Consider the following 22505-nt stretch of genomic DNA (forward strand, 5'->3'; position numbering starts at 1 on the left):
TTGAGGGGTGAATAGTTTGTCAGGACATTCAGGACATGATGTAAAATATGGACGGCATCGTACGCGTAGAAGTTTTGCGCGAATCAGTGAAGTACTTGAATTACCAAACTTAATTGAGATTCAAACAGCTTCTTACCAATGGTTCTTAGATGAAGGGCTACGTGAGATGTTCCGCGATATTTCGCCAATTGAGGATTTTGCGGGTAATTTATCTTTAGAATTCATTGATTACGATCTTGGAGAACCGAAATACTCGGTAGAAGAATCTAAGAACCGTGATGCAAACTATGCGGCTCCACTACGCGTGAAGTTGCGCCTAATCAACAAAGAAACCGGCGAAGTGAAAGACCAAGAAGTATTTATGGGTGATTTCCCGCTAATGACTGAAATGGGTACGTTCATTATTAATGGGGCAGAACGTGTTATCGTTTCCCAATTAGTTCGTTCTCCAGGTGTTTACTTCAATGGAAAACTAGACAAAAATGGTAAAAAAGGCTTTGGTTCTACTGTCATCCCTAACCGTGGGGCTTGGCTTGAGTACGAAACAGATGCTAAAGACGTTGTACACGTTCGTATTGACCGTACACGTAAATTACCAGTAACTGTTTTACTTCGTGCACTAGGCTTTGGTTCCGATCAAGAAATTATTGATTTAATCGGGGACAATGACTACTTGCGCAACACGCTTGAAAAAGACAACACTGACAATGCTGAAAAAGCACTTCTAGAAATTTACGAAAGATTACGTCCGGGTGAACCCCCAACAGTTGATAACGCTAGAAGCTTACTAGTTTCTCGTTTCTTTGATCCAAAACGCTACGATCTTGCAAGCGTTGGACGTTATAAAATCAACAAAAAATTACATCTGAAAAACCGTCTATTCAACCAAACATTAGCAGAAACTTTAGTGGATCCAGAAACTGGTGAAATTATCGCTTCTAAAGGTGACATTTTGGATCGTCGTAATTTAGATCAAATTATTCCTAATTTAGAAAACGGTGTAGGTTTCCGTACACTTCGTCCAACTGATGGAGTTATGGAAGATAGCGTACTCGTTCAATCTATTAAAATCTACGCACCAAATGATGAAGAAAAAGAAATCAACATCATTGGTAATGCGTATATTGAAGAAAACGTAAAACACATCACGCCTTCTGATATTATTTCATCCATTAGCTACTTCTTTAACTTGCTACATGGTGTTGGCGATACAGATGACATCGATCACCTAGGTAATCGTCGTCTTCGTTCTGTTGGTGAACTTTTACAAAACCAATTCCGTATCGGTTTATCCCGTATGGAACGTGTAGTTCGTGAGCGTATGTCTATTCAAGATATGACTACAATTACACCGCAACAATTGATTAATATTCGCCCAGTAGTTGCTTCTATCAAAGAATTCTTTGGTAGCTCGCAGTTATCTCAGTTCATGGATCAAACAAATCCACTTGGCGAACTTACGCATAAACGTCGTCTTTCAGCGCTTGGACCTGGTGGTTTGACGCGTGAACGTGCTGGTTATGAAGTACGTGACGTGCATTACTCTCACTATGGTCGTATGTGTCCGATTGAAACGCCAGAGGGACCAAACATTGGTTTGATCAACTCCCTTTCTTCCTTTGCGAAGGTAAATAAATTCGGCTTTATCGAAACGCCTTACCGCCGCGTAGATCCTGAAACAAACCGTGTTACTGATAAGATTGATTATCTAACTGCGGATGAAGAGGATAATTACGTAGTAGCGCAAGCGAACTCGAAATTAGACGAACAAGGTACTTTCACAGAAGAAGAAGTTATGGCTCGTTTCCGTTCAGAAAACTTAGCGGTAGAAAAAGAACGTATTGACTACATGGATGTATCGCCTAAACAGGTTGTATCTGTTGCGACAGCATGTATTCCGTTCCTTGAAAACGATGATAGTAACCGTGCGCTAATGGGAGCGAACATGCAACGTCAAGCAGTTCCTCTTATGCACCCTGAAGCTCCATTTGTTGGAACAGGTATGGAACACGTATCTGCAAAAGACTCTGGTGCTGCTGTAACTGCCAAACATGACGGTATTGTAGAACACGTTGAAGCTCGCGAAATCTGGGTTCGTCGTGTATCTCTAGTGGATGGCAAAGAAGTAACTGGCGGAATTGATAAATATACTTTACGTAAATTTGTTCGTTCTAACCAAGGTACTTGTTATAACCAACGTCCAAACGTAGCGGAAGGTGACCGCGTTGTTAAAGGGGAAATCCTTGGTAACGGTCCATCGATGGATTCCGGTGAACTTGCTCTTGGTCGTAATGTACTAGTTGCGTTCATGACTTGGGATGGTTATAACTACGAGGATGCGATCATCATGAGTGAACGTCTTGTAAAAGATGACGTTTATACTTCGATTCATATTGAAGAATTCGAATCAGAAGCTCGTGATACAAAACTCGGACCTGAAGAAATGACTCGTGATATTCCAAACGTTGGGGAAGATGCTTTACGCGACCTTGACGAACGTGGAATTATCCGTGTTGGTGCTGAAGTAAAAGACAACGACCTTCTAGTTGGTAAAGTAACACCAAAAGGAGTTACCGAATTAACTGCAGAAGAACGTTTATTACACGCTATCTTTGGTGAAAAAGCACGTGAAGTTCGCGATACTTCATTACGTGTACCTCATGGCGGCGGAGGAATCGTGCTTGACGTGAAGATCTTTACACGTGAAGCAGGCGACGAACTACCACCTGGTGTAAACCAATTAGTACGTGTTTATATTGTACAAAAACGTAAAATCCACGAAGGCGATAAAATGGCCGGACGTCACGGTAACAAAGGGGTTATCTCCCGTATTTTACCTGAAGAAGATATGCCATTTATGCCAGACGGAACACCTGTTGATATCATGCTTAACCCACTAGGGGTACCATCTCGTATGAATATCGGACAAGTACTAGAGCTACACTTAGGTATGGCTGCTCGTGCTTTAGGAATTCACGTTGCAACACCAGTATTTGATGGTGCGAATGAAGAAGACGTTTGGAGCACAGTGGAAGAAGCTGGTATGGCCCGCGATGCGAAAACAATTCTTTATGACGGACGTTCTGGTGAAGCATTTGATAACCGTATCTCTGTAGGTGTAATGTACATGATCAAACTTGCCCACATGGTTGATGATAAACTTCATGCGCGTTCAACTGGACCTTACTCTCTAGTAACGCAACAACCGCTTGGTGGTAAAGCACAATTTGGTGGACAACGTTTTGGTGAGATGGAAGTATGGGCACTGGAAGCTTATGGTGCTGCTTATACACTTCAAGAAATCCTAACGATTAAATCCGATGACGTGGTTGGTCGTGTGAAAACTTACGAAGCGATTGTTAAAGGCGAAAGCGTTCCAGAACCTGGTGTGCCAGAATCCTTCAAAGTACTCATCAAAGAGCTTCAAAGTCTTGGAATGGATGTTAAAATGCTTTCCGCAGACGAAGAAGAAATCGAGATGCGTGACATGGATGATGACGACTTTACTAATCAAAATGATGCCTTCAATATCGTACAACCGGAAAATGCAGCCGCTGAAAAGACTGAGTAATTCGGTTCGATAATTGAGACTCCAAAACAATAAGAAACAATGATTTGTTTTTTGCAAAATATAAAATTAAGCGATCGCTAAGACTTTACCTGAAAAGTCTGGGAAGTGTGCGGGAATCCCCAAGCGCTTCCTAAAGCGAATGCTCCAAACTAATTTAGGAGGTTGGGCACTTGTTAGATGTTAATAATTTTGAGTATATGAAAATCGGTCTGGCATCTCCAGATAAAATTCGTTCATGGTCTCATGGTGAAGTAAAAAAACCTGAAACCATCAACTACAGAACGCTTAAACCTGAACGTGATGGCTTATTCTGTGAAAGAATTTTTGGACCAATGAAAGACTGGGAATGTTCTTGTGGTAAATACAAACGTGTTCGCTATAAAGGCGTAGTTTGTGACCGTTGTGGAGTAGAAGTAACGAAATCAAAAGTCCGTCGTGAACGTATGGGCCATATTGAACTCGCAGCTCCTGTTTCTCACATCTGGTACTTCAAAGGAATTCCAAGCCGTATGGGTCTTGTTATGGATATGTCCCCACGTGCATTAGAAGAAATTATCTACTTTGCATCTTACGTGGTTACAGAACCAGGCGATACTCCACTTGAAAAGAAACAACTTTTATCTGAACGTGAATACCGCGTTTACCGCGAAAAATATGGTAAAGGTTTCTCAGCTGGTATGGGCGCAGAAGCAATCAAAAAAATCTTAGCCGATATCGACTTAGAAAAAGAAACAAATGATTTAAAAGAAGAACTAAAATCTGCACAAGGTCAACGTCGTACTCGTGCAATTCGTCGTTTGGAAGTTATGGAAGCTTTCCGTAATTCCGGCAACAACCCAAGCTGGATGGTACTTGACGTGCTACCAGTTATCCCACCAGAAATTCGTCCAATGGTACAACTTGAAGGTGGCCGTTTTGCAACAAGTGATTTGAATGACTTATATCGTCGGGTAATCAACCGGAACAACCGTTTGAAACGCCTACTTGATCTAGGTGCACCAAACATTATCGTGCAAAATGAAAAACGGATGCTACAAGAAGCTGTCGATGCTCTAATTGACAACGGTCGTCGTGGTCGTCCAGTAACAGGTCCAGGTAACCGTCCGCTTAAATCCCTTTCTCATATGCTTAAAGGGAAACAAGGTCGTTTCCGTCAAAACTTACTAGGTAAACGTGTCGATTATTCTGGTCGTTCCGTTATCGTCGTTGGACCTAACTTAAAAATGTACCAATGTGGTCTTCCAAAAGAAATGGCACTTGAATTATTCAAACCATTTGTTATGAAAGAATTAGTTGGACGCGGTTTAGCACATAACATTAAGAGCGCTAAACGTAAAATCGAACGTATGGCTCCAGAAATCTGGGACGTATTAGAAGAAGTTATCCGTGAACATCCGGTATTACTTAACCGGGCGCCTACGCTTCACAGACTTGGTATCCAAGCATTTGAACCAACTCTAGTTGAAGGTCGCGCAATCCGTCTTCACCCTCTTGTATGTACAGCTTACAACGCTGACTTTGATGGTGACCAAATGGCGGTTCACGTTCCTTTATCCGCAGAAGCACAAGCAGAAGCACGTATTTTAATGCTTGCAGCGCAAAACATTTTGAACCCTAAAGATGGTAAACCAGTTGTAACACCTTCCCAAGATATGGTGCTAGGTAACTACTACCTTACTTTAGAACGTGAAAATGCTGTCGGCGAAGGTACTATCTTCAAAGATATTAATGAAGCGCAACTTGCGTATCAAAACGGCTATGTACACTTACATTCACGTATTGCTGTATTTGCTGGCTCGATTCCAAATGAACGTTTCACTGATGAACAACGCAACCAATTATTAATTACGACTGTTGGTAAATTGATTTTCAACACAATCTTACCAAAATCGTTCCCTTATATTAATGAACCAACGAAATTCAACTTAGAAATCGAAACACCAGCTAAATATTTCGTTGATACTACAACAGATGTGCGTGCTCACATTGCTGCACAAGAACTAATCGATCCATTCAAGAAGAAAATCCTCGGTAACATTATCGCGGAAGTCTTCAAGAAATTCCATATTACCGAAACTTCAAAAATGCTTGACCGTATGAAAGATCTTGGTTTCAAAATCTCGACTAAGGCCGGTATGACAGTAGGTATTGCGGATATCTTAACACTTGAAGAAAAACATGAAATTCTTGAAAAAGCACATGATACAGTTGAAAAAATCACTAAATCATTCCGTCGTGGTCTGATTACAGATGATGAAAGATACGAACGCGTTATCGGCGTATGGAATGCTGCCAAAGACGAAATCCAAGGAAAACTGATCTTGAGTTTGGACCGCTTAAACCCAATCTTCATGATGCAAGATTCCGGAGCTCGTGGTAACATTTCCAACTTTACACAGCTAGCTGGTATGCGTGGACTGATGGCTGACCCATCCGGACGTATCGTAGAATTGCCGATTACATCTAACTTCCGTGAAGGTTTAACGGTCTTAGAGTACTTCATTTCTACCCATGGTGCGCGTAAAGGTCTTACCGATACAGCCCTTAAAACAGCCGATTCCGGTTACCTTACTCGTCGTCTTGTTGACGTGGCTCAAGATGTTATCATTCGTGAAGACGATTGTGGCACTGACCGCGGTCTTACAATTAAGGCTATTCGTGAAGGTACTGAAATCATCGAACCACTTGAAGAACGTCTGGAAGGTCGTTATTCTCGTAAAACAATTCGTCACCCAGAAACAAAAGAAGTTATTGCACGTGAAAATGACTTAATTACAGAAGCAATTGCCACTCAAATCGTTGACGCTGGTATTGAAGAAGTAACTATCCGTTCTGCATTCACATGTAATACAAAACACGGCGTATGTAAAAAATGTTATGGTAAAAACTTGGCAACTGGTACAGAAGTCGAAGTTGGAGAAGCAGTTGGTATCATCGCTGCTCAATCTATCGGGGAACCAGGAACTCAGCTTACTATGCGTACTTTCCATACAGGTGGGGTTGCCGGAGACGATATCACGCAAGGTCTTCCACGTATTCAAGAAATTTTTGAAGCACGTAATCCGAAAGGGCAAGCTATCATCACTGAAGTTGGCGGTGAAGTTGTTTCTATCGAAGAAGGTCGTGATCGTCAACAAGAAATCACTATCCAAGGTACAGATGACCGCCGTTCTTACAACATTCCTTACACTGCTCGCCTGCGTGTAGAAGAAGGAACTATCGTAGAACGTGGGGAAGCTCTAACTGAAGGTTCTGTGGATCCTAAAGCCTTGATTCGTGTTCGTGACGTATTATCCGTTCAAGAATATCTACTTGCAGAAGTACAAAAAGTTTACCGTATGCAAGGGGTAGAAATTGGCGATAAACACGTTGAAGTAATGGTTCGTCAAATGTTACGTAAAATCCGCGTAATGGATACTGGTGATACAAACATCTTACCAGGTACATTAATGGATATTCATACGTTTACAGAAGCCAACCGCGACGCTATCTTAAGTGGTAGCCAACCAGCAACAGGTCGTCCAGTTCTTCTAGGGATCACAAAAGCTTCCCTTGAAACTGACTCCTTCTTGTCTGCTGCATCATTCCAAGAAACAACTCGTGTCTTGACAGATGCTGCAATCAAAGGAAAACGTGACGAGCTTCTAGGACTTAAAGAAAATGTTATCCTAGGTAAACTTGTTCCAGCTGGTACAGGTATTGGTCGTTACCGCAAACTGAAATCCGAAGTTATCAAGGAAACAGCTGAAGTAACTGACGAAATCACAAATATTTAATCTTACAAAGCCAAGTGTGCCGTTCGCGTACACTTGGCTTTTTTTGTTATACTCTAGAAAAAGGAGTGAAGTGATTTGATTACACATGTTATTTGGGATATGGGCGAAACATTAAACACCGTACCAAACACAAGATACGACCATCACCCTCTCGATACTTATCCAGAAGTAGTGCTACGGAAAAATGCCAAAGAAACGCTTGAAAAAGTAAAACAACTCGGATTCAAACAAGCAATCCTCAGCAATACCGCAACAAGTGACACAGAAGTAATTAAGCGCGTATTAACTAATTTTGGTATCATCGATTATTTTGACTTCATTTACGCCTCCAATTCCGAATTACAACCAGGGAAAATGGAAAAGCCAGACAAAACTATTTTTGATTTCACACTAAATGCCCTTCAAATTGATAAAACGGAAGCAGTCATGGTCGGAAATACATTCGAAAGTGATATTATTGGTGCAAATCGTGCAGGAATCCATGCGATTTGGCTGCAAAACCCAGAAGTTTGTTTGCAAGATGAGCGCCTACCTCTTGTCGCGCCGCCATTTGTTATCCCAGTTTGGGACTTAGCTGATGTTCCCGAAGCCCTTTTACTATTAAAGAAAATTTCTGCTTGACCTGTAATGCATTACACAGAGTAAACTAAAAAAGTAGAAGAAATTAGCCGGAAGGGGCGAACGAAATGACTGAAGTGAAAAAACAATTTCCAAAAGGATTTTTATGGGGTGGAGCAACTGCTGCGAACCAAGTTGAAGGCGCTTACGATGTAGATGGTAAAGGCCTTTCCACAGCAGATATGGTCAAATTCATTCCAAAAGAAGAACGCACACAAGATCATGCATTAGATGTATCTAAAGCAGAAATCGAAGCAATTATTGCAGGGAAAGTAGAAGGTAGATTCCCTAAACGTGATGGCGTTGATTTTTATCATCACTATAAAGAAGACATCGCATTATTTGCCGAAATGGGCTTTAAAACATTCCGACTATCACTAAACTGGGCGCGTATTTTTCCGAATGGTGATGACAAAGAGCCGAATGAAAAAGGCCTTGAATTTTATGATAAAGTGTTTGATGAATTATTAAAATATGACATTGAGCCACTTGTGACACTTTCTCACTATGAAACACCACTAAATCTTACTTTAAAATATAACGGCTGGGCTGATCGTCGCGTTATCGGATTTTTCACGAACTATGCGGAAACAGTTTTCAAACGTTATAAAAACAAAGTAAAATATTGGCTAACTTTTAACGAAATCAATGTTATTTCACTTAGCGCATACACTGGTGGTGGCGTGCTTTTAGAAGACGCGAAGAATCCACTTGAACTTTCTTATCAAGCAGGACATCACCAATTCGTAGCCAGTGCTCTTGCAACAAAATTGGCGCATGAAATTATTCCTGGATCACAAGTTGGGTGTATGTTAGCGCGCATGGCGACTTATCCTGCGACTAACAACCCAGATGATATCCTAAAAGCACAATACGAAAACCAACAAAATCTATTTTTCACAGACGTTCATGCTCGCGGTGAATATCCAAGCTTCATGAATCGTTTCTTCCAAGAGAACGACATTCACATCGTAAAAGAAGTTGGCGACGACGAAATCTTGAAAGCACATACAGTTGATTTCATTTCATTCAGCTATTACATGTCCCTATCCGCAACAGCTAGCCCAGAAGGCGACCGCTCTGCCGGGAACTTAATGGGTGGCGTGAAAAATGAATACTTGGAGTCGTCCGATTGGGGTTGGCAAATTGACCCTAAAGGCTTACGCTGGACACTAAATGATCTTTATAGCCGCTACGAATTACCACTTTTCATCGTGGAAAATGGCTTAGGTGCTTATGATACAGTGGAAGAAGACGGCAAAATCCATGACGATTACCGAATTGATTACTTGCGCAAACACATCGAACAAATGAAAGAAGCAATTGCAGACGGCGTAGATTTAATTGGTTACACAAGCTGGGGACCTATCGACCTAGTAAGTGCCTCCACAAGCGAAATGTCCAAACGTTACGGCTTCATCTACGTAGACCAAGATGACTGGGGCAAAGGAACATTAGAACGCTCCCGCAAAGATTCATTCTTCTGGTATAAAAAAGTAATTGAGACAAATGGTGAAGATTTAGTTTAATAGAAAGTTAGCAGTCCCGCTTTGGCGGGGCTGTTTTTTATGAATGTAAAAGCGAAGTATTTATCTTTTAGCATGAATTAAATTAAAAAATATTAATAATTAGATAGAAAATTCTAAAACAATTAGGTCTAATTTCTCTTTTGTGTTGTTTTTCACAAATCATTGTGATACAATTTTTTGGATGAATGGAGAGCGAACTAGAGGGAGGAAACAACATGAAAAAAACACGTGTCACATGGGCAATAGTTATTGCTATAGCAGGCTTATTAGTTTCTGTGATCAGTTTATCAGTAAACATCACCCAGAATAGATATAATGTTCGAGGAGTGGATTCTAGTTCCCAGTGGAAAACTGGATTTCAAAAAAATCAAACTGTTTGTGCAATAGAAACAAAGAAGCATTGGACAAAGGGCAGTGTGAAGTATGGTGTGAACCAAACTTCTGGAACTGTTAAGACAAAGTATAGTATATACAGCAAAAAAAATAATGATAGGTATGTATTAATGTATAAAGATGGATATACATCAAGAAATAATACATACTACGGGGAATTTTATGGTCACTATGCAGGCGGAAAAGATAAATTTTCATATAAATTAGAAAAGAAAAATAATAAAAATGTAAAATCACAACTTATTGTAGATTTATTCGTAATTTAACAATAACAACAAGGCTCTTCATTCATCTAGAAAATAAAAGGATATATCAATGTGAATATAACTAAAAACGGATTATATATAATTATTGGGGCAAATGGAGTAGGGAAAACAACATTAGCTAAGAAAATACTTCAAGCTAACAGAAGTATTAGTTGCATGATGAAGCAAGATGATAATCAAATATTGGAGTATGAGACGGTTTTAACCAATATTAGTATGAACGAAATCGCAGAAAAAACGGTTATTAATTTTCTGGAAGAACATCAATTAGACTATTTAATAACTAAAAAAAGTAAATTTCTTAGTGGGGGAGAAAAAAGATTAGTTAACCTTCTAAGAGCTATTTTGTCAAATCAAGAAGTATTGATATTAGATGAGCCATCAAATGACTTAGATATAGATGTATTTGAGAAAGCAAAACAAATTATTTATCAAGCGGCAAAATCTAAAATAATACTATTAATTACGCATGATGATCGTTTTACTGAATATGATAAAAAAATAGAAATAAAGAAGAATCAAAGTTACGAAGCAGATAGTTTCAGCTTTAATAAAGAAAGTTCGAAAGCGCGCATTATCAAAATTAAACCTAGAAGGACCTATTTCTTATATATCTTCTATTTAATTTGTATGATGATTTTCGCTATTTTTTTAGTGATTTTACTGAAAACAAATGCTGAAGAAACAAGTCCTTCTAACGAAAAAGGTACATATCAACTTGCTACAATATACAGCACTAATGCTTCTTCTTATGACAATAATGAAGCAATTAATACGATGCTTATACAATCAGCAACTAAATTTAATAAAGCTAAGTTCTTCACAGAAGAAACACGCATTAATGAAGACGAGTATTATGAAGAAGCGATTAATTTGAAAAAAGATACTTATCAAGAGTTAATATATTTAGAATTATATGATCCAAAAACAGAAGAATTTATCAATATTAAAGCTGTAATGATGGAAGCTTTACGTGGAGATTTAAAGTTGAACGCAGAGACAGAATTCATTAGTAATGACGAAAATTACTATAAAAATAGTGATAGTCCATCTTTCCACGTGCCTAAAAGTTTAACTTTAACAGAAATTAAAAAAGCTAAAATTAAGCAGCTAGGATTTGAACTTCATTATAGTAATACTTTGCAATCAAATCAGGTAGAAATAGAATTTAATCCTAGCGTGTATGCGCAAATTTTGAAAAAAGTAAATCAACAAGATGTTTTAATTACAGAAGCATACGTGCAATTAAAAGCTCAAGAATCATTTTATGATTTCTTAGCAGAAAATAAACTATATGCTAAAAAAATATTTATTAAAGGATATGAACCAGAGTTATTAAATGCTGAGGTTAATCAATACAGTAATGCAGTTATGCTGATAAAAAAAGTAGCACTTCTTATATGCTTACTACTCTTAGTATTATTAATTTTACTAATTATGTATGAGGTTAGTTATAAAAATAGTTATAGTACATTGACTTATTATGGCTATAATGAAAAAGAGCTACTTCAATTCAGAAAAAAAACGTATCTTATTACAAACTTTAAAATCTTTTCGGTTATTAGTACTGTTATTTTTCTTTTAATTATGTGGAGTATTGTTCATTCGGTACTTATTACCGCCATAATAGGTGTAGTAATGATATTTTTCTTTTTTGCCTACATCGTCATACCATTAATAATTAAAAACAACATTAGAAAGGCGATTATATGAATAAAATAAATAAATTTAGCATTTTTTCTATCACTAAACCAGGTATTTACACAATTACAGGTAGTAACGGAAGCGGAAAAACAACCTTTATTGAAAATGAATTAAAAAATAACACAAATAAAGTAAAAGATGTAGCTTACTTTGCGCAAAAAAATTGGAAATATAAAACTAGTGTAGAGAAATATTTACACTTCCCAAAAACTAATCCGAGCTTAGTTCAAAAGTATTGCGAATTGTTTTCTGTAGATAACTGCTACTTAGAAAAAGATATCCAATTATTAAGCGGCGGAGAATTTGTCAAAGTAGAATTAGTGAGAACATTAGCTTTGGACTCTTCTATAATTATTCTAGATGAACCTACAAATAATCTAGATAACAAGTCCTCGGAGATACTTGCTAATATTTTAAGTGAATTAGCAAAAACGAAAATTATTTACTTAGTTAGTCATGATACTCGATTGGAGCATTTTTTTGATAAAACTATTTTTGTAGATAAAGATAGGATAGAAGTATCGTCTAATGTTGAAATAGAGCAGAACGAGATTCAAGTTAATAGTAAAAGAGTTGTTTCAATTGGAAGAATTTTAAAATATTTACTTAGTTCAAAATTTAACTTCTTGATGTTTGCGTTTATTATAGTACTAACGATCTTATTAACCAATATTACCTCCACTATTATTTTACGATCAGTTCCAATAGAAGAGAATTTAACTAGTGATTATAACTTTGAGTTGATGGATATTGCGGAGAATTATTCTAGATATTTTAATATTGAAATGACGGAAAGTGAAATTGAAGATGAATTTCAGGAACCTAATCATCTCACTACAAATGAGTTGATTGAATTACAAGACAAAGACTATATCAAACAAATTTATGTTGTAGATGAAAGCTATATAAATGAATTTGTTTTGGATAATTCCAAGTTTGAAGTTTTGGCTCTTCCGGAAATAATTACAGACTCGCCTAACTATGTAAATGCTTTTCCTGTTACTAAAATGCACTTAACCAAAGGACGTTTTCCAAAAGACGATGCTAAAGAAATCGCGTTATCTTTTGCTCAACTGAAAAAATTTTTCCATGATGATATTAGTGAAGAATCAGCTATAGGTAATAAATTAGAATTTGAAAATGAGTTGTATGAAATAGTCGGTATCGTTAACTCTCCAGTAGCAGCGATCTCTTATTCGAAACAAGTGAGTAAAGGAACTGTTGAGGTTGAGGATAAGACTTCTGAGAAATTAAATAATATATTGTTAAAGCTTGAGAAAGAAAATTATGATAACCCTAATTTTTCTATTATTTCCATTAAACTAGCTAGTAAAAACCAACATGAACTCTTAAACTATTTAAAAGTTCATGGACCAAGCTACCAATATGCCTCAAATTATGTGGATAGTATTTCGCAAGTAGCTTTTTATAAACAAAATTTAGCAAAAATACTTCTTATATCAGTAATTTTTTCTCTTATAGTATCTGTGTTGATTTTTATTTTTGGAAGAAAATCATTTAGTTTAATTAATGGCTTTTTAAACGATATGTCTAATTTGAATTTTACACCGAGAAAGAATAAACGGTTTATTTATGTAATAATGATATTAGATTTTTTGTTGAGTATGCCTGCGTGCTTGTTAGTAAGTCGAGTTATTATTGGGGATAATATAGGTATGCTAATGATACTTCCGACACTGGGGGGTTCAGCTATCATGTTTATGCTCACATTACTATTAATGAGTTACCGGGATAAGAAGAATGATTTTAGAAATTTATAAAAGTTGGGTTATAGTCTTAGTTTTGCATGAATTAGCCCACATTTTCTTTGTCCTACTTTTTAAGGGAAAGATAGGTAAGGTAGTAATAGGTAACTTTTTCTTCCTTAATGTAAGAAAAGTCGCTATTTCACCCATTGTCATTAACTGTTCTGTATCTTATGAAGAAGATTCAAATTGGGGATTAGGAAAGCAAGCACTCATTCTATTGATGCCTGCCGTTATTAATTTGACAATGGGAATATGGATAGGGTTTGATTTTATATTTATAAAGATTTTTAGCCTATTTATTGCTATAAATTCCTTATTACCAATTCCTTACTTACAAACCGATGGCTATCTTATGTTTAAGGAGATACAAAAAAGAGCTGTTTTCAAAAAAAATTAAGTTTTTTTATACGTTAGTAAGATAAGTAACGTAATTTGTTGCTTGTCTTTTTTTATCGAATCAGAATAAACTGTTGCTTCCAACAAAAAAACAATCCACACGGCACTGAACAAAAATATTCAATTAATCGTCACATCTTTCGCACAGAAGGGTCTAATGCGGGAAAAAGTGGTAGGAATCTTCTGTTATAATTATTCACCAAAGGCTAGTAATGTTTTATGCTAAACCATCCAAAATAATGCAGCGCTGAGGTGTATTCGACACCGGATTATATACTCAGTCAAATTATAAGAAGGCAAAAAAGTAATCCCTTTTTTTGTTAAGTAAATCTAAAAAAGGGTATCTAATATTAACGATTTATTTAGAACAATTAATGGTTTTAATTTAAATAAAAGGAGAGAGACTATGAAAAAACGATGGAATTCTGTATTTAAACTAGTTTTAATGGTAGCTGCTATTCTCGGTATTAGTCTATATGTAACGACAAGTCAAGGTGCGGAGGTTCGCGCGGAAAGCATTGCGCAGCCAACCCCAATTAATGTTATTTTCCCTGATCCGGCTCTTGCGAATGCAGTTAAAACAGCGACTGGAAAATCTAATGTAACAGACACTGTTACGCAAGCAGATTTAGATGGAATAGCTACTTTATCAGCATTTAATACTGGAGTAACAACGATAGAAGGAATACAATACTTAAATAATTTGATAGGGTTAGAACTTAAAGATAACCAAATAACTGATTTAACTCCTCTTAAAAATTTAACGAAAATAACAGAGCTTGAATTATCTGGAAATCCGTTAAAAAATGTGAGCGCAATTGCTGGGTTACAAAGCATTAAAACGCTAGATTTAACTTCTACGCAAATTACAGATGTGGCTCCACTTGCAGGTCTTTCCAATTTGCAGGTATTATATTTGGACCTCAATCAAATAACCGATCTAAGTCCGCTCGCAGGACTAACTAATTTACAATACTTATCAATCGGAAATAACCAAGTAAATGATTTAACCCCACTTGCTAATTTATCTAAACTAACGACTTTAAGAGCTGATGATAATAAAATAAGTGATATTTCGCCACTTGCGAGTTTACCTAACCTTATAGAAGTTCATTTGAAAGATAATCAAATTAGTGATGTCAGCCCACTTGCTAATTTATCGAACTTATTTATAGTCACTTTAACAAATCAAACAATTACCAACCAACCCGTGTATTATCAAAATAATCTTGTCGTTCCTAATGTAGTAAAAGGTCCTTCTGGCGCGCCTATTGCACCTGCTACTATTAGCGACAATGGAACATACGCTAGTCCAAATTTAACATGGAATTTAACTAGTTTTATTAATAATGTTAGCTACACGTTTAACCAATCAGTCGCTTTCAAAAATACAACGGTTCCTTTCAGTGGAACAGTTACCCAACCATTAACAGAAGCTTACACTGCGGTTTTTGATGTGGATGGAAAACAAACAAGTGTGACAGTCGGCGCGAATGAATTAATTAAAGAACCAACAGCACCAACGAAAGAAGGTTACACATTCACAGGCTGGTATGATGCCAAAACTGGCGGGAATAAATGGGATTTCAGCACGGACAAAATGCCAGCAGAAAATATCACATTGTATGCGCAGTTCACGATTAATAGCTATACTGCCACATTTGACAATGATGGAAAAATAACGACGCAAAAAGTCACTTATCAAAGTCTGTTAGAAGAACCAGCAGCGCCAACGAAAGCAGGTTATACGTTCAAAGGTTGGTACGATGCTAAAACGGGTGGAACTAAATGGGATTTTGCTACTGGTAAAATGCCGGCGGGAAATATTACACTATATGCCCAATTCACTAAAAATGATAGCCCAAATCCAAATGATCCAACTCCTAATACCCCAACAGGAAATGGTGATGGTACAAGTAATCCAAGTGATTCAGGCGGTAATACCACACTTCCAACAGCTGGGGACGAAAATACTATGCTTCCAATTTTTATCGGAGTTTTCTTGTTAGGGACAGCAACGCTAATTCTCCGCAAAACAATCAAAGTGAAATAACAACAAAAACAGCTGCGGTTTATAGTTTCTTTATAGACTTCAGCTGTTTTTTGTTAATAGGGGAATTCATCTAAATGTCACAACTAATCAATAATGAGTCTAATTCTAGTGATTAAACGAAATTTGATTAAGTTATAATGAAATAATTCAGCTATGAATACATACACAGTCCTAAGAAATAGAATAATATTATAAAGGAGATAAGTTAATGAAAAGAAAAAAAACAGCATTACGTATCTTGGTAACTCTGGCTGTAGTAATGGCAATTAGCTTTTGGGTAGGGACTAGCTCAAAAGAGGAAGTACAGGCGGCAGTAATTGATCAACCGACGCCAATTAATGAAATTTTTACAGATGAGAATTTAGCAAACGCAATAAAAGCAACTTTAAATAAACCTAGTACTACATCTGACGTTTCACAAGCAGAGCTAGATTCTATAAGTGAAGTAACGGCAGAAAGTAGCAATATAGCTTCTTTAGAGGGGGCGCAGTATTTAAATAATATAGATACATTAATTTTAAATAATAATAAAATAACGGATTTAAATTCACTTGCAGGACTATCTAAATTAAGGATATTAGAAGCAAATGACAATCAATTAAGCGATATAAGTGCACTAGCAAATGTGACAAGTCTGCACCAATTAAGATTAGCTGGAAATCAAATAAAACAGTTAAATGGAGTTAGTAATTTAATCAATCTAGAAACCATAGAACTAAGCAACAATCAAATAACGGATATAAGCCCAGTTTCAGGTTTGAAAAACTTAATTGGTCTTGGAATAGATTATAATGATATCAGTGATTTAAGCCCAATTGCTGGCTTAGCAAAGTTAAGTCATTTAACTGCAGACAATAACCAAATAAGTGATTTGAGTCCTATTTCAAGCTTAGGGGCTATGGAAATTATGCGACTAGATAAAAATCAAATCAGTGATGTAACCCCAATTGCGATTTGGCTAATTTAAGCTATGTATTTTTAGCTGAAAATCAAATCAGTGATATTAGTTCTTTACAACCACTTTTTAATTCACCTAATTTTTTTGGTATTACTTTAGACAATCAAAAAATAACGAGTGAACCAGTATTGTACCAACAAGAGCTTGTGGTCCCCAATAACATTAAGGATGAAATGGGAGCGTTAATCTCACCAGATACAATTAGCGATAATGGTGTTTATGCAAGCCCGAATATTAAGTGGAACTTGGCTAATTATACTAACCAAGTAAGTTACACATTTAATAAACAATTAGCACAGGGTTCTTTTAGCGGAACAGTGACCCAACCACTTCACAATGCTTATACAGCGACATTTGACGTAGATGGAGTGAAAACAAATGAAGTAGTGGAAGAAACGAAATTGCTTCAAGAACCAACAGCTCCAACGAAAGAAGGATACACTTTCACAGGCTGGTATGATGCGAAAACTGGCGGGAATAAATGGGATTTTGCGACAGACAAAATGCCAGCAGAAGACATCACATTATACGCGCAGTTCACGATTAATAGCTATACAGCCACATTCGATATCGATGGGAAATTAACGACGCAAAAAGTCACTTATCAAAGCTTGCTAGAAGAACCAGCAGCGCCAACGAAGGATGGCTATACGTTCATAGGTTGGTATGATGCTAAAACAGGTGGAACTAAATGGGATTTTGCGACAGACAAAATGCCAGCTGGAAATATAACGCTATACGCCCAGTTTACTAAAAATGCCACCCCAGATTCCAATGACCCAACAACGGTTACCCCAACAGGAAATGGCAATGGGACAAGTACCCCAAGCAATTCAGGTGGAAATACCACGCTTCCGACAGCTGGGGACGAAAATACCATGCTTCCAATTTTTGTAGGAGTTTTCTTGTTAGGAACAGCAACGCTTATTCTCCGCAAAACAATCAAAGTAAAATAACAACAAAAAAACAGCTGAGGTCTATAGTTTTTCTATAGATTTCGGCTGTTTTTTTATTAGCAAAGAAATTCATCTAAACGTCACAACTAAAACGGTAACAAGTCTAATTTTAGTGATTGAATGAAAACCTACTACGCTATAATATAGTAACTCAACTACGAGAACATACAAATTTCTAAAAGCAGAACGATCATACAAAGGAGATAGTTTAATGAAAAGAAACAAAGTAATATTAAGAATCGTAGTGACTTTAGCAGCAGTATTGGCAATTACTTTTTGGGTTGGGATGAGCTCAAAAGAAGTACAAGCAGCGGTAATTGAACAACCAACCCCTATCAATGAAATTTTTACTGATCCAGTGGTTGCTGATAATGTGAAAACACTTCTCGAAAAAGCGGATGTAACAGATGAAGTTACGCAAACTGATTTAGATAGTATAACTCAATTATCAGCAAAATCTGCGGGAATAACAACGATAGAAGGAATGCAGTACTTAACTAATTTATCAGAACTAGAACTAACAGATAACCAAATAACCGATGTAAGTCCGCTCGCAAATTTAACGAAAATAACAGAGCTTGGATTATCCGGAAATCCATTAAAAGATGTAAGTGCGCTTGCGGGATTAAAAAGTCTAAAAATGTTGCATCTTATTTATACAGATATTACCGATGTGACTTCCCTTGCAGGTCTTACCAATTTGCAGGAATTAAATTTGGATATCAATCAAATAACGGATATAAGTCCACTAGCAGCTTTATCTAACTTGCAAACATTATCACTCGGATATACCCAAGTGAGCGATTTAACCCCAATTGCTAATTTATCTAAACTAACCATATTAAACGCTGAAAATTGTAAAGTAAGCGATATCTCGCCACTTGCTAGTTTATCTAGTCTTACAGAAGTTTACTTGAGAGAGAATCAAATTAGCGATGTGAGTCCCCTTGCGAATATTCCCAACTTATCTATTATTGAGTTGACGGATCAAATAATTACCAACCAACCCGTATATTATCAAAATAAAATCATTGTTCCAAATGTGATAAAAGGCCTTTCTGGTGAGCTTATTGCACCTGATACTATTAGTGACAATGGAACATATACTAGTCCTGATTTAACGTGGGATTTAAACAGCTACATTAATAGTGTTAGTTACACATTTAACCAATCAGTCGTTTTCAAAAATGCAACAGTTCCTTTCAGTGGAACAGTCACCCAACCATTAACAGAGGCTTACACTGCCGTTTTTGATGTGGACGGAGAGCAAACAAGTTTGACAGTAGTTGTGAATGAATTAATTGAAGAACCAACAGTTCCAACCAAGGAAGGATATACATTCGATGGCTGGTATGACGCAGAAACGAATGGGAATAAATGGGACTTTGCGGTAGATAAAATGCCTGCTAGTGATATAACTTTATATGCTAAGTTCACTGAGAACGAAGAACCAAATGCTAGTAGTTCAATTAATGTGGAACCAAACGATGATAATTCCATCAATGTAGAACCCGACGCTAGCAATTCCATCACTGTAAAACCAACAGAAAATAACGATGGAACAAATAATCCGAACAGTTCAAGTGATGATAAAGTTAACATCAAGTTACCAATTACTGGGGACGAATGGAATGTGCTTCCCATTTTTGTAGGAGCAGTTCTTATCGGTATGGGCTTAGTTTTATTCAGCAAAAAACGTCAAACAAAATAATTCGATTAATGGCTTGGCTTCTGTGAATTATGCAGGAGCTAAGCCATTTTTTGATTGGAGATTAGGAGGATGAGTTTGCCTTTTTATGGAACGGGAAAACATAGAGTGGAATTCAAAGAAAGAGGGCGTAAACATGGAACGACAAAGAAAAATTCAAATCTTAAAAGACATTGTGAATATTGATTCGACTAATGGGCATGAAGAACAAGTTGCGAACTATTTGCAAAAGTTGTTAGCTGAACACGGTATTGAGTCCGAAAAGGTACAATACGACGTAGACAGAGCCAGCCTAGTTAGCGAAATTGGTTCCAGTGACGAGAAAGTTTTGGCGTTTTCAGGGCATATGGATGTCGTTGATGCGGGTGATGTCTCGAAGTGGAAGTTCCCACCTTTTGAAGCAGCAGAGCATGAAGGGAAAATATACGGACGTGGCGCGACGGATATGAAGTCAGGTCTAGCGGCGATGATTATTGCAATGATTGAGCTTCATGAAGAAAAACAAAAACTAAATGGCAAAATTAGATTATTAGCAACGGTTGGTGAAGAAGTCGGTGAACTTGGAGCCGAACAACTAACGCAAAAAGGTTACGCAGATGATTTAGATGGCTTGATTATCGGCGAACCGAGTGGACACCGGATTGTTTATGCGCATAAAGGTTCCATTAATTATACCATTAAATCCACTGGTAAAAATGCGCATAGTTCGATGCCGGAATTTGGTGTTAATGCGATTGACAACTTGTTGCTATTTTATAATGAAGTAGAAAAATTCGTGAAATCAATTGATGCTACTAACGAAATATTAGGCGATTTTATTCATAATGTCACCGTAATTGATGGTGGAAATCAAGTCAATAGTATCCCTGAAAAAGCGCAACTAAAAGGGAATATTCGCTCGATTCCAGAAATGGATAATGAAACAGTGAAACAAGTGCTAGTGAAGATTATCAATAAGTTAAACAAACAGGAAAATATGAATCTAGAATTAATATTTGATTATGACAAACAACCAGTATTTAGTGATAAAAATTCGGATTTAGTCCACATTGCTAAGAGCGTAGCAAGCGACATTGTCAAAGAAGAAATCCCATTACTCGGTATTTCCGGAACAACCGATGCAGCAGAATTTACCAAAGCTAAGAAAGAGTTCCCAGTGATTATTTTTGGACCAGGAAACGAAACCCCTCACCAAGTAAACGAAAATGTTTCTATAGAGAATTATTTGGAGATGGTAGATGTTTACAAACGAATTGCCACCGAGTTTTTATCGTGATGGAACTTTAACTTTACTTATTTTTCGCTATAAAATACGTAATTAAATAAAAGTCTAGTATTTGTTTGTAAACAGGTGCTAGGCTTTTTTCTTGCTTTTAATACAGTTTAGTACTAAACTAATAATATCAAGAGGAGGGGACGAGCATGGTAAAAAAAGAAGAAAGGCTAGGGGTTTTGCTTTGGTTTCGATTTAGTCGATTTTACAATCGGAATATGAAGCTGACCAATCAGAATTTGCGAGCGGTAGGAATTTCGACAGCGCAGTTTGATTGCATTGCCCAGATTGGCTTAGACAAAGAGATTACACAGCAACAACTTGCCGAAAAATTAGTTGTAACGAAGGGAAATGTTACCCAACTCCTCGCGAAATTAGAACAATTAGGTTATATCACGCGAACAAAGACAGGGCGCGAAAAACATATTACCCTCACAGAAAAAGGCCAAGCGTGTTACCGCGAAAACGTGCCAAAACAAGAAGCTTTTCAGCAAGCTCAATTTGATAAATTAACAAGAGACGAACAAAAAGAACTACTTAAGCTATTAAAAAAATTAGGAGAGTGATTATTTATGAAATTAACGGGAATTCATCACGTATCTATTTTTACAGCGAACGCACGAGCTAACTTTGACTTTTATACAAAAATAATGGGACTACGACTAGTGAAAAAATCGGTTAACCAAGATGACCCTTATACGTACCACTTATATTACGGAGACGAAATCGGTTCGCCGGGGACAGCGCTAACTTTCTTTGAAGTTCCAAATATGGCCAAAAACCACCCATCACGCAATGCGATTTCTAGCCTCAGCTTACGTGTTCCAAGCGATGAAGCCTTGCACTACTGGGATAAAAGACTCGATGAGCATCGCATTTTTCACAGTAAACCAATCGACCAATTCGGGCGCAAAATTATTCGTTTAAAAGACACAGATGGCTTACCGGTCAATTTGATTTCCGGTGAAACAAGCACACAAGTAACCGAGGTGAGCCCTTGGGAAGATAGCCCGGTTCCAGCAGAATATGCCATTCGCGGACTTGGCCCAGTGCGCTTCTCTGTTTTCAAAAAAGAAAAAACAGATCGTCTTTTGACAAAAATATTAGGCTTCGAGCGGATCGGTGCCTATGAAGATGACGATAAATTAGTTACAGTATTCAAAACTGGCGACGTTGGGCTTGGCGGAGAAGTGCATGTGGAGTCGCGACCTGATTTAGAACAAGGAAATTTAGGTGCTGGCGGGATTCATCACGTGGCGTTTCGTGTACCGACAGATGGCGACTTGATTGGCTGGACAGAAATGATTCAAGACCTTGGCTACAAAAATTCAGGATATGTGGACCGTTTTTATTTCCACTCTCTTTATTTCCGCGAAAGCAATGGCATTTTAATCGAACTTGCAACCGATGAACCAGGTTTCCAAACCGATTTCACGAAAGAGCATGGAACTTACGTTGATTTACCGCCACATTTAGAAGAACGCCGCGAAGATATTTTGGCTCATTTAAAACCACTTGATACAGATAAATAAATA

The 22505-nt window shown here is 37.2% G+C and carries 13 protein-coding genes and 1 pseudogene; all 14 read left to right on the top strand.

Annotated features, from left to right (window positions below; translation table 11 throughout):
- Positions 1-16 precede the first annotated feature (16 nt).
- A complete protein-coding gene (rpoB, locus tag LMOATCC19117_RS01440) occupies positions 17-3571 on the top strand; it encodes a DNA-directed RNA polymerase subunit beta (protein WP_003723045.1) in 3555 nt (1184 codons plus the stop codon).
- Between the two features lie 170 nt (positions 3572-3741).
- Complete coding sequence (rpoC, locus tag LMOATCC19117_RS01445) at positions 3742-7347, top strand: DNA-directed RNA polymerase subunit beta' (RefSeq protein ID WP_003728070.1); 3606 nt, start codon at positions 3742-3744, stop codon at positions 7345-7347.
- A gap of 75 nt (positions 7348-7422) precedes the next feature.
- Entirely contained in the window at positions 7423-7968 is a 546-nt protein-coding gene (locus LMOATCC19117_RS01450; RefSeq protein WP_003728069.1) for an HAD family hydrolase, read from the top strand.
- A 65-nt stretch (positions 7969-8033) separates the two neighbouring features.
- Entirely contained in the window at positions 8034-9494 is a 1461-nt protein-coding gene (locus LMOATCC19117_RS01455; protein ID WP_003728068.1) for a glycoside hydrolase family 1 protein, read from the top strand.
- A 215-nt stretch (positions 9495-9709) separates the two neighbouring features.
- Complete coding sequence (locus LMOATCC19117_RS01460) at positions 9710-10153, top strand: hypothetical protein (protein ID WP_003728067.1); 444 nt, start codon at positions 9710-9712, stop codon at positions 10151-10153.
- Positions 10154-10204: 51 nt separating this feature from the next.
- The gene (locus LMOATCC19117_RS01465) at positions 10205-11866 is read left to right on the top strand and encodes an ABC transporter ATP-binding protein (RefSeq protein WP_003734536.1); all 1662 of its coding nucleotides are present in this window, start codon (positions 10205-10207) and stop codon (positions 11864-11866) included.
- Positions 11863-13638: an ATP-binding cassette domain-containing protein gene (locus tag LMOATCC19117_RS01470; protein ID WP_003734537.1), complete on the top strand. Its 1776-nt coding sequence runs from the start codon at positions 11863-11865 to the stop codon at positions 13636-13638. Before LMOATCC19117_RS01465 ends, LMOATCC19117_RS01470 begins: the two co-directional genes overlap by 4 nt.
- Positions 13619-14023: a hypothetical protein gene (locus LMOATCC19117_RS01475; protein WP_003728064.1), complete on the top strand. Its 405-nt coding sequence runs from the start codon at positions 13619-13621 to the stop codon at positions 14021-14023. The genes LMOATCC19117_RS01470 and LMOATCC19117_RS01475 overlap by 20 nt, the downstream gene beginning before the upstream one ends.
- A gap of 405 nt (positions 14024-14428) precedes the next feature.
- Complete coding sequence (gene inlH, locus LMOATCC19117_RS01480) at positions 14429-16075, top strand: InlH/InlC2 family class 1 internalin (RefSeq protein WP_003734538.1); 1647 nt, start codon at positions 14429-14431, stop codon at positions 16073-16075.
- A 208-nt stretch (positions 16076-16283) separates the two neighbouring features.
- Positions 16284-17989 (top strand): annotated as a pseudogene (locus LMOATCC19117_RS01485) (InlB B-repeat-containing protein).
- A gap of 211 nt (positions 17990-18200) precedes the next feature.
- Positions 18201-19700, top strand: a complete 1500-nt coding sequence (locus tag LMOATCC19117_RS01490; RefSeq protein ID WP_003734540.1) for a leucine-rich repeat domain-containing protein — start codon at positions 18201-18203, stop codon at positions 19698-19700.
- Between the two features lie 133 nt (positions 19701-19833).
- Complete coding sequence (locus LMOATCC19117_RS01495) at positions 19834-20973, top strand: ArgE/DapE family deacylase (RefSeq protein ID WP_003734541.1); 1140 nt, start codon at positions 19834-19836, stop codon at positions 20971-20973.
- Positions 20974-21119: 146 nt separating this feature from the next.
- Positions 21120-21536, top strand: a complete 417-nt coding sequence (locus tag LMOATCC19117_RS01500) for a MarR family winged helix-turn-helix transcriptional regulator (RefSeq protein ID WP_003724202.1) — start codon at positions 21120-21122, stop codon at positions 21534-21536.
- A gap of 6 nt (positions 21537-21542) precedes the next feature.
- Positions 21543-22502 carry a ring-cleaving dioxygenase gene (locus LMOATCC19117_RS01505; protein ID WP_003734542.1) on the top strand — a complete coding sequence of 320 codons (960 nt, stop codon included), beginning with the start codon at positions 21543-21545 and terminating at the stop codon, positions 22500-22502.
- Positions 22503-22505 lie beyond the last annotated feature (3 nt).

It is taken from the genome of Listeria monocytogenes ATCC 19117, assembly GCF_000307025.1.
In the GTDB taxonomy this organism is placed as follows: Bacteria; Bacillota; Bacilli; order Lactobacillales; family Listeriaceae; genus Listeria; species Listeria monocytogenes_B.

Coding starts and splice junctions, on each gene's coding strand:
- LMOATCC19117_RS01470 (WP_003734537.1), top strand. CDS start 11,863: ATGAATAAAATAAATAAATTTAGCATTTTTTCTATCACTAAACCAGGT.
- inlH (WP_003734538.1), top strand. CDS start 14,429: ATGAAAAAACGATGGAATTCTGTATTTAAACTAGTTTTAATGGTAGCT.
- LMOATCC19117_RS01460 (WP_003728067.1), top strand. CDS start 9,710: ATGAAAAAAACACGTGTCACATGGGCAATAGTTATTGCTATAGCAGGC.
- LMOATCC19117_RS01490 (WP_003734540.1), top strand. CDS start 18,201: ATGAAAAGAAACAAAGTAATATTAAGAATCGTAGTGACTTTAGCAGCA.
- LMOATCC19117_RS01475 (WP_003728064.1), top strand. CDS start 13,619: ATGATTTTAGAAATTTATAAAAGTTGGGTTATAGTCTTAGTTTTGCAT.
- LMOATCC19117_RS01500 (WP_003724202.1), top strand. CDS start 21,120: ATGGTAAAAAAAGAAGAAAGGCTAGGGGTTTTGCTTTGGTTTCGATTT.
- LMOATCC19117_RS01505 (WP_003734542.1), top strand. CDS start 21,543: ATGAAATTAACGGGAATTCATCACGTATCTATTTTTACAGCGAACGCA.
- LMOATCC19117_RS01495 (WP_003734541.1), top strand. CDS start 19,834: ATGGAACGACAAAGAAAAATTCAAATCTTAAAAGACATTGTGAATATT.
- LMOATCC19117_RS01455 (WP_003728068.1), top strand. CDS start 8,034: ATGACTGAAGTGAAAAAACAATTTCCAAAAGGATTTTTATGGGGTGGA.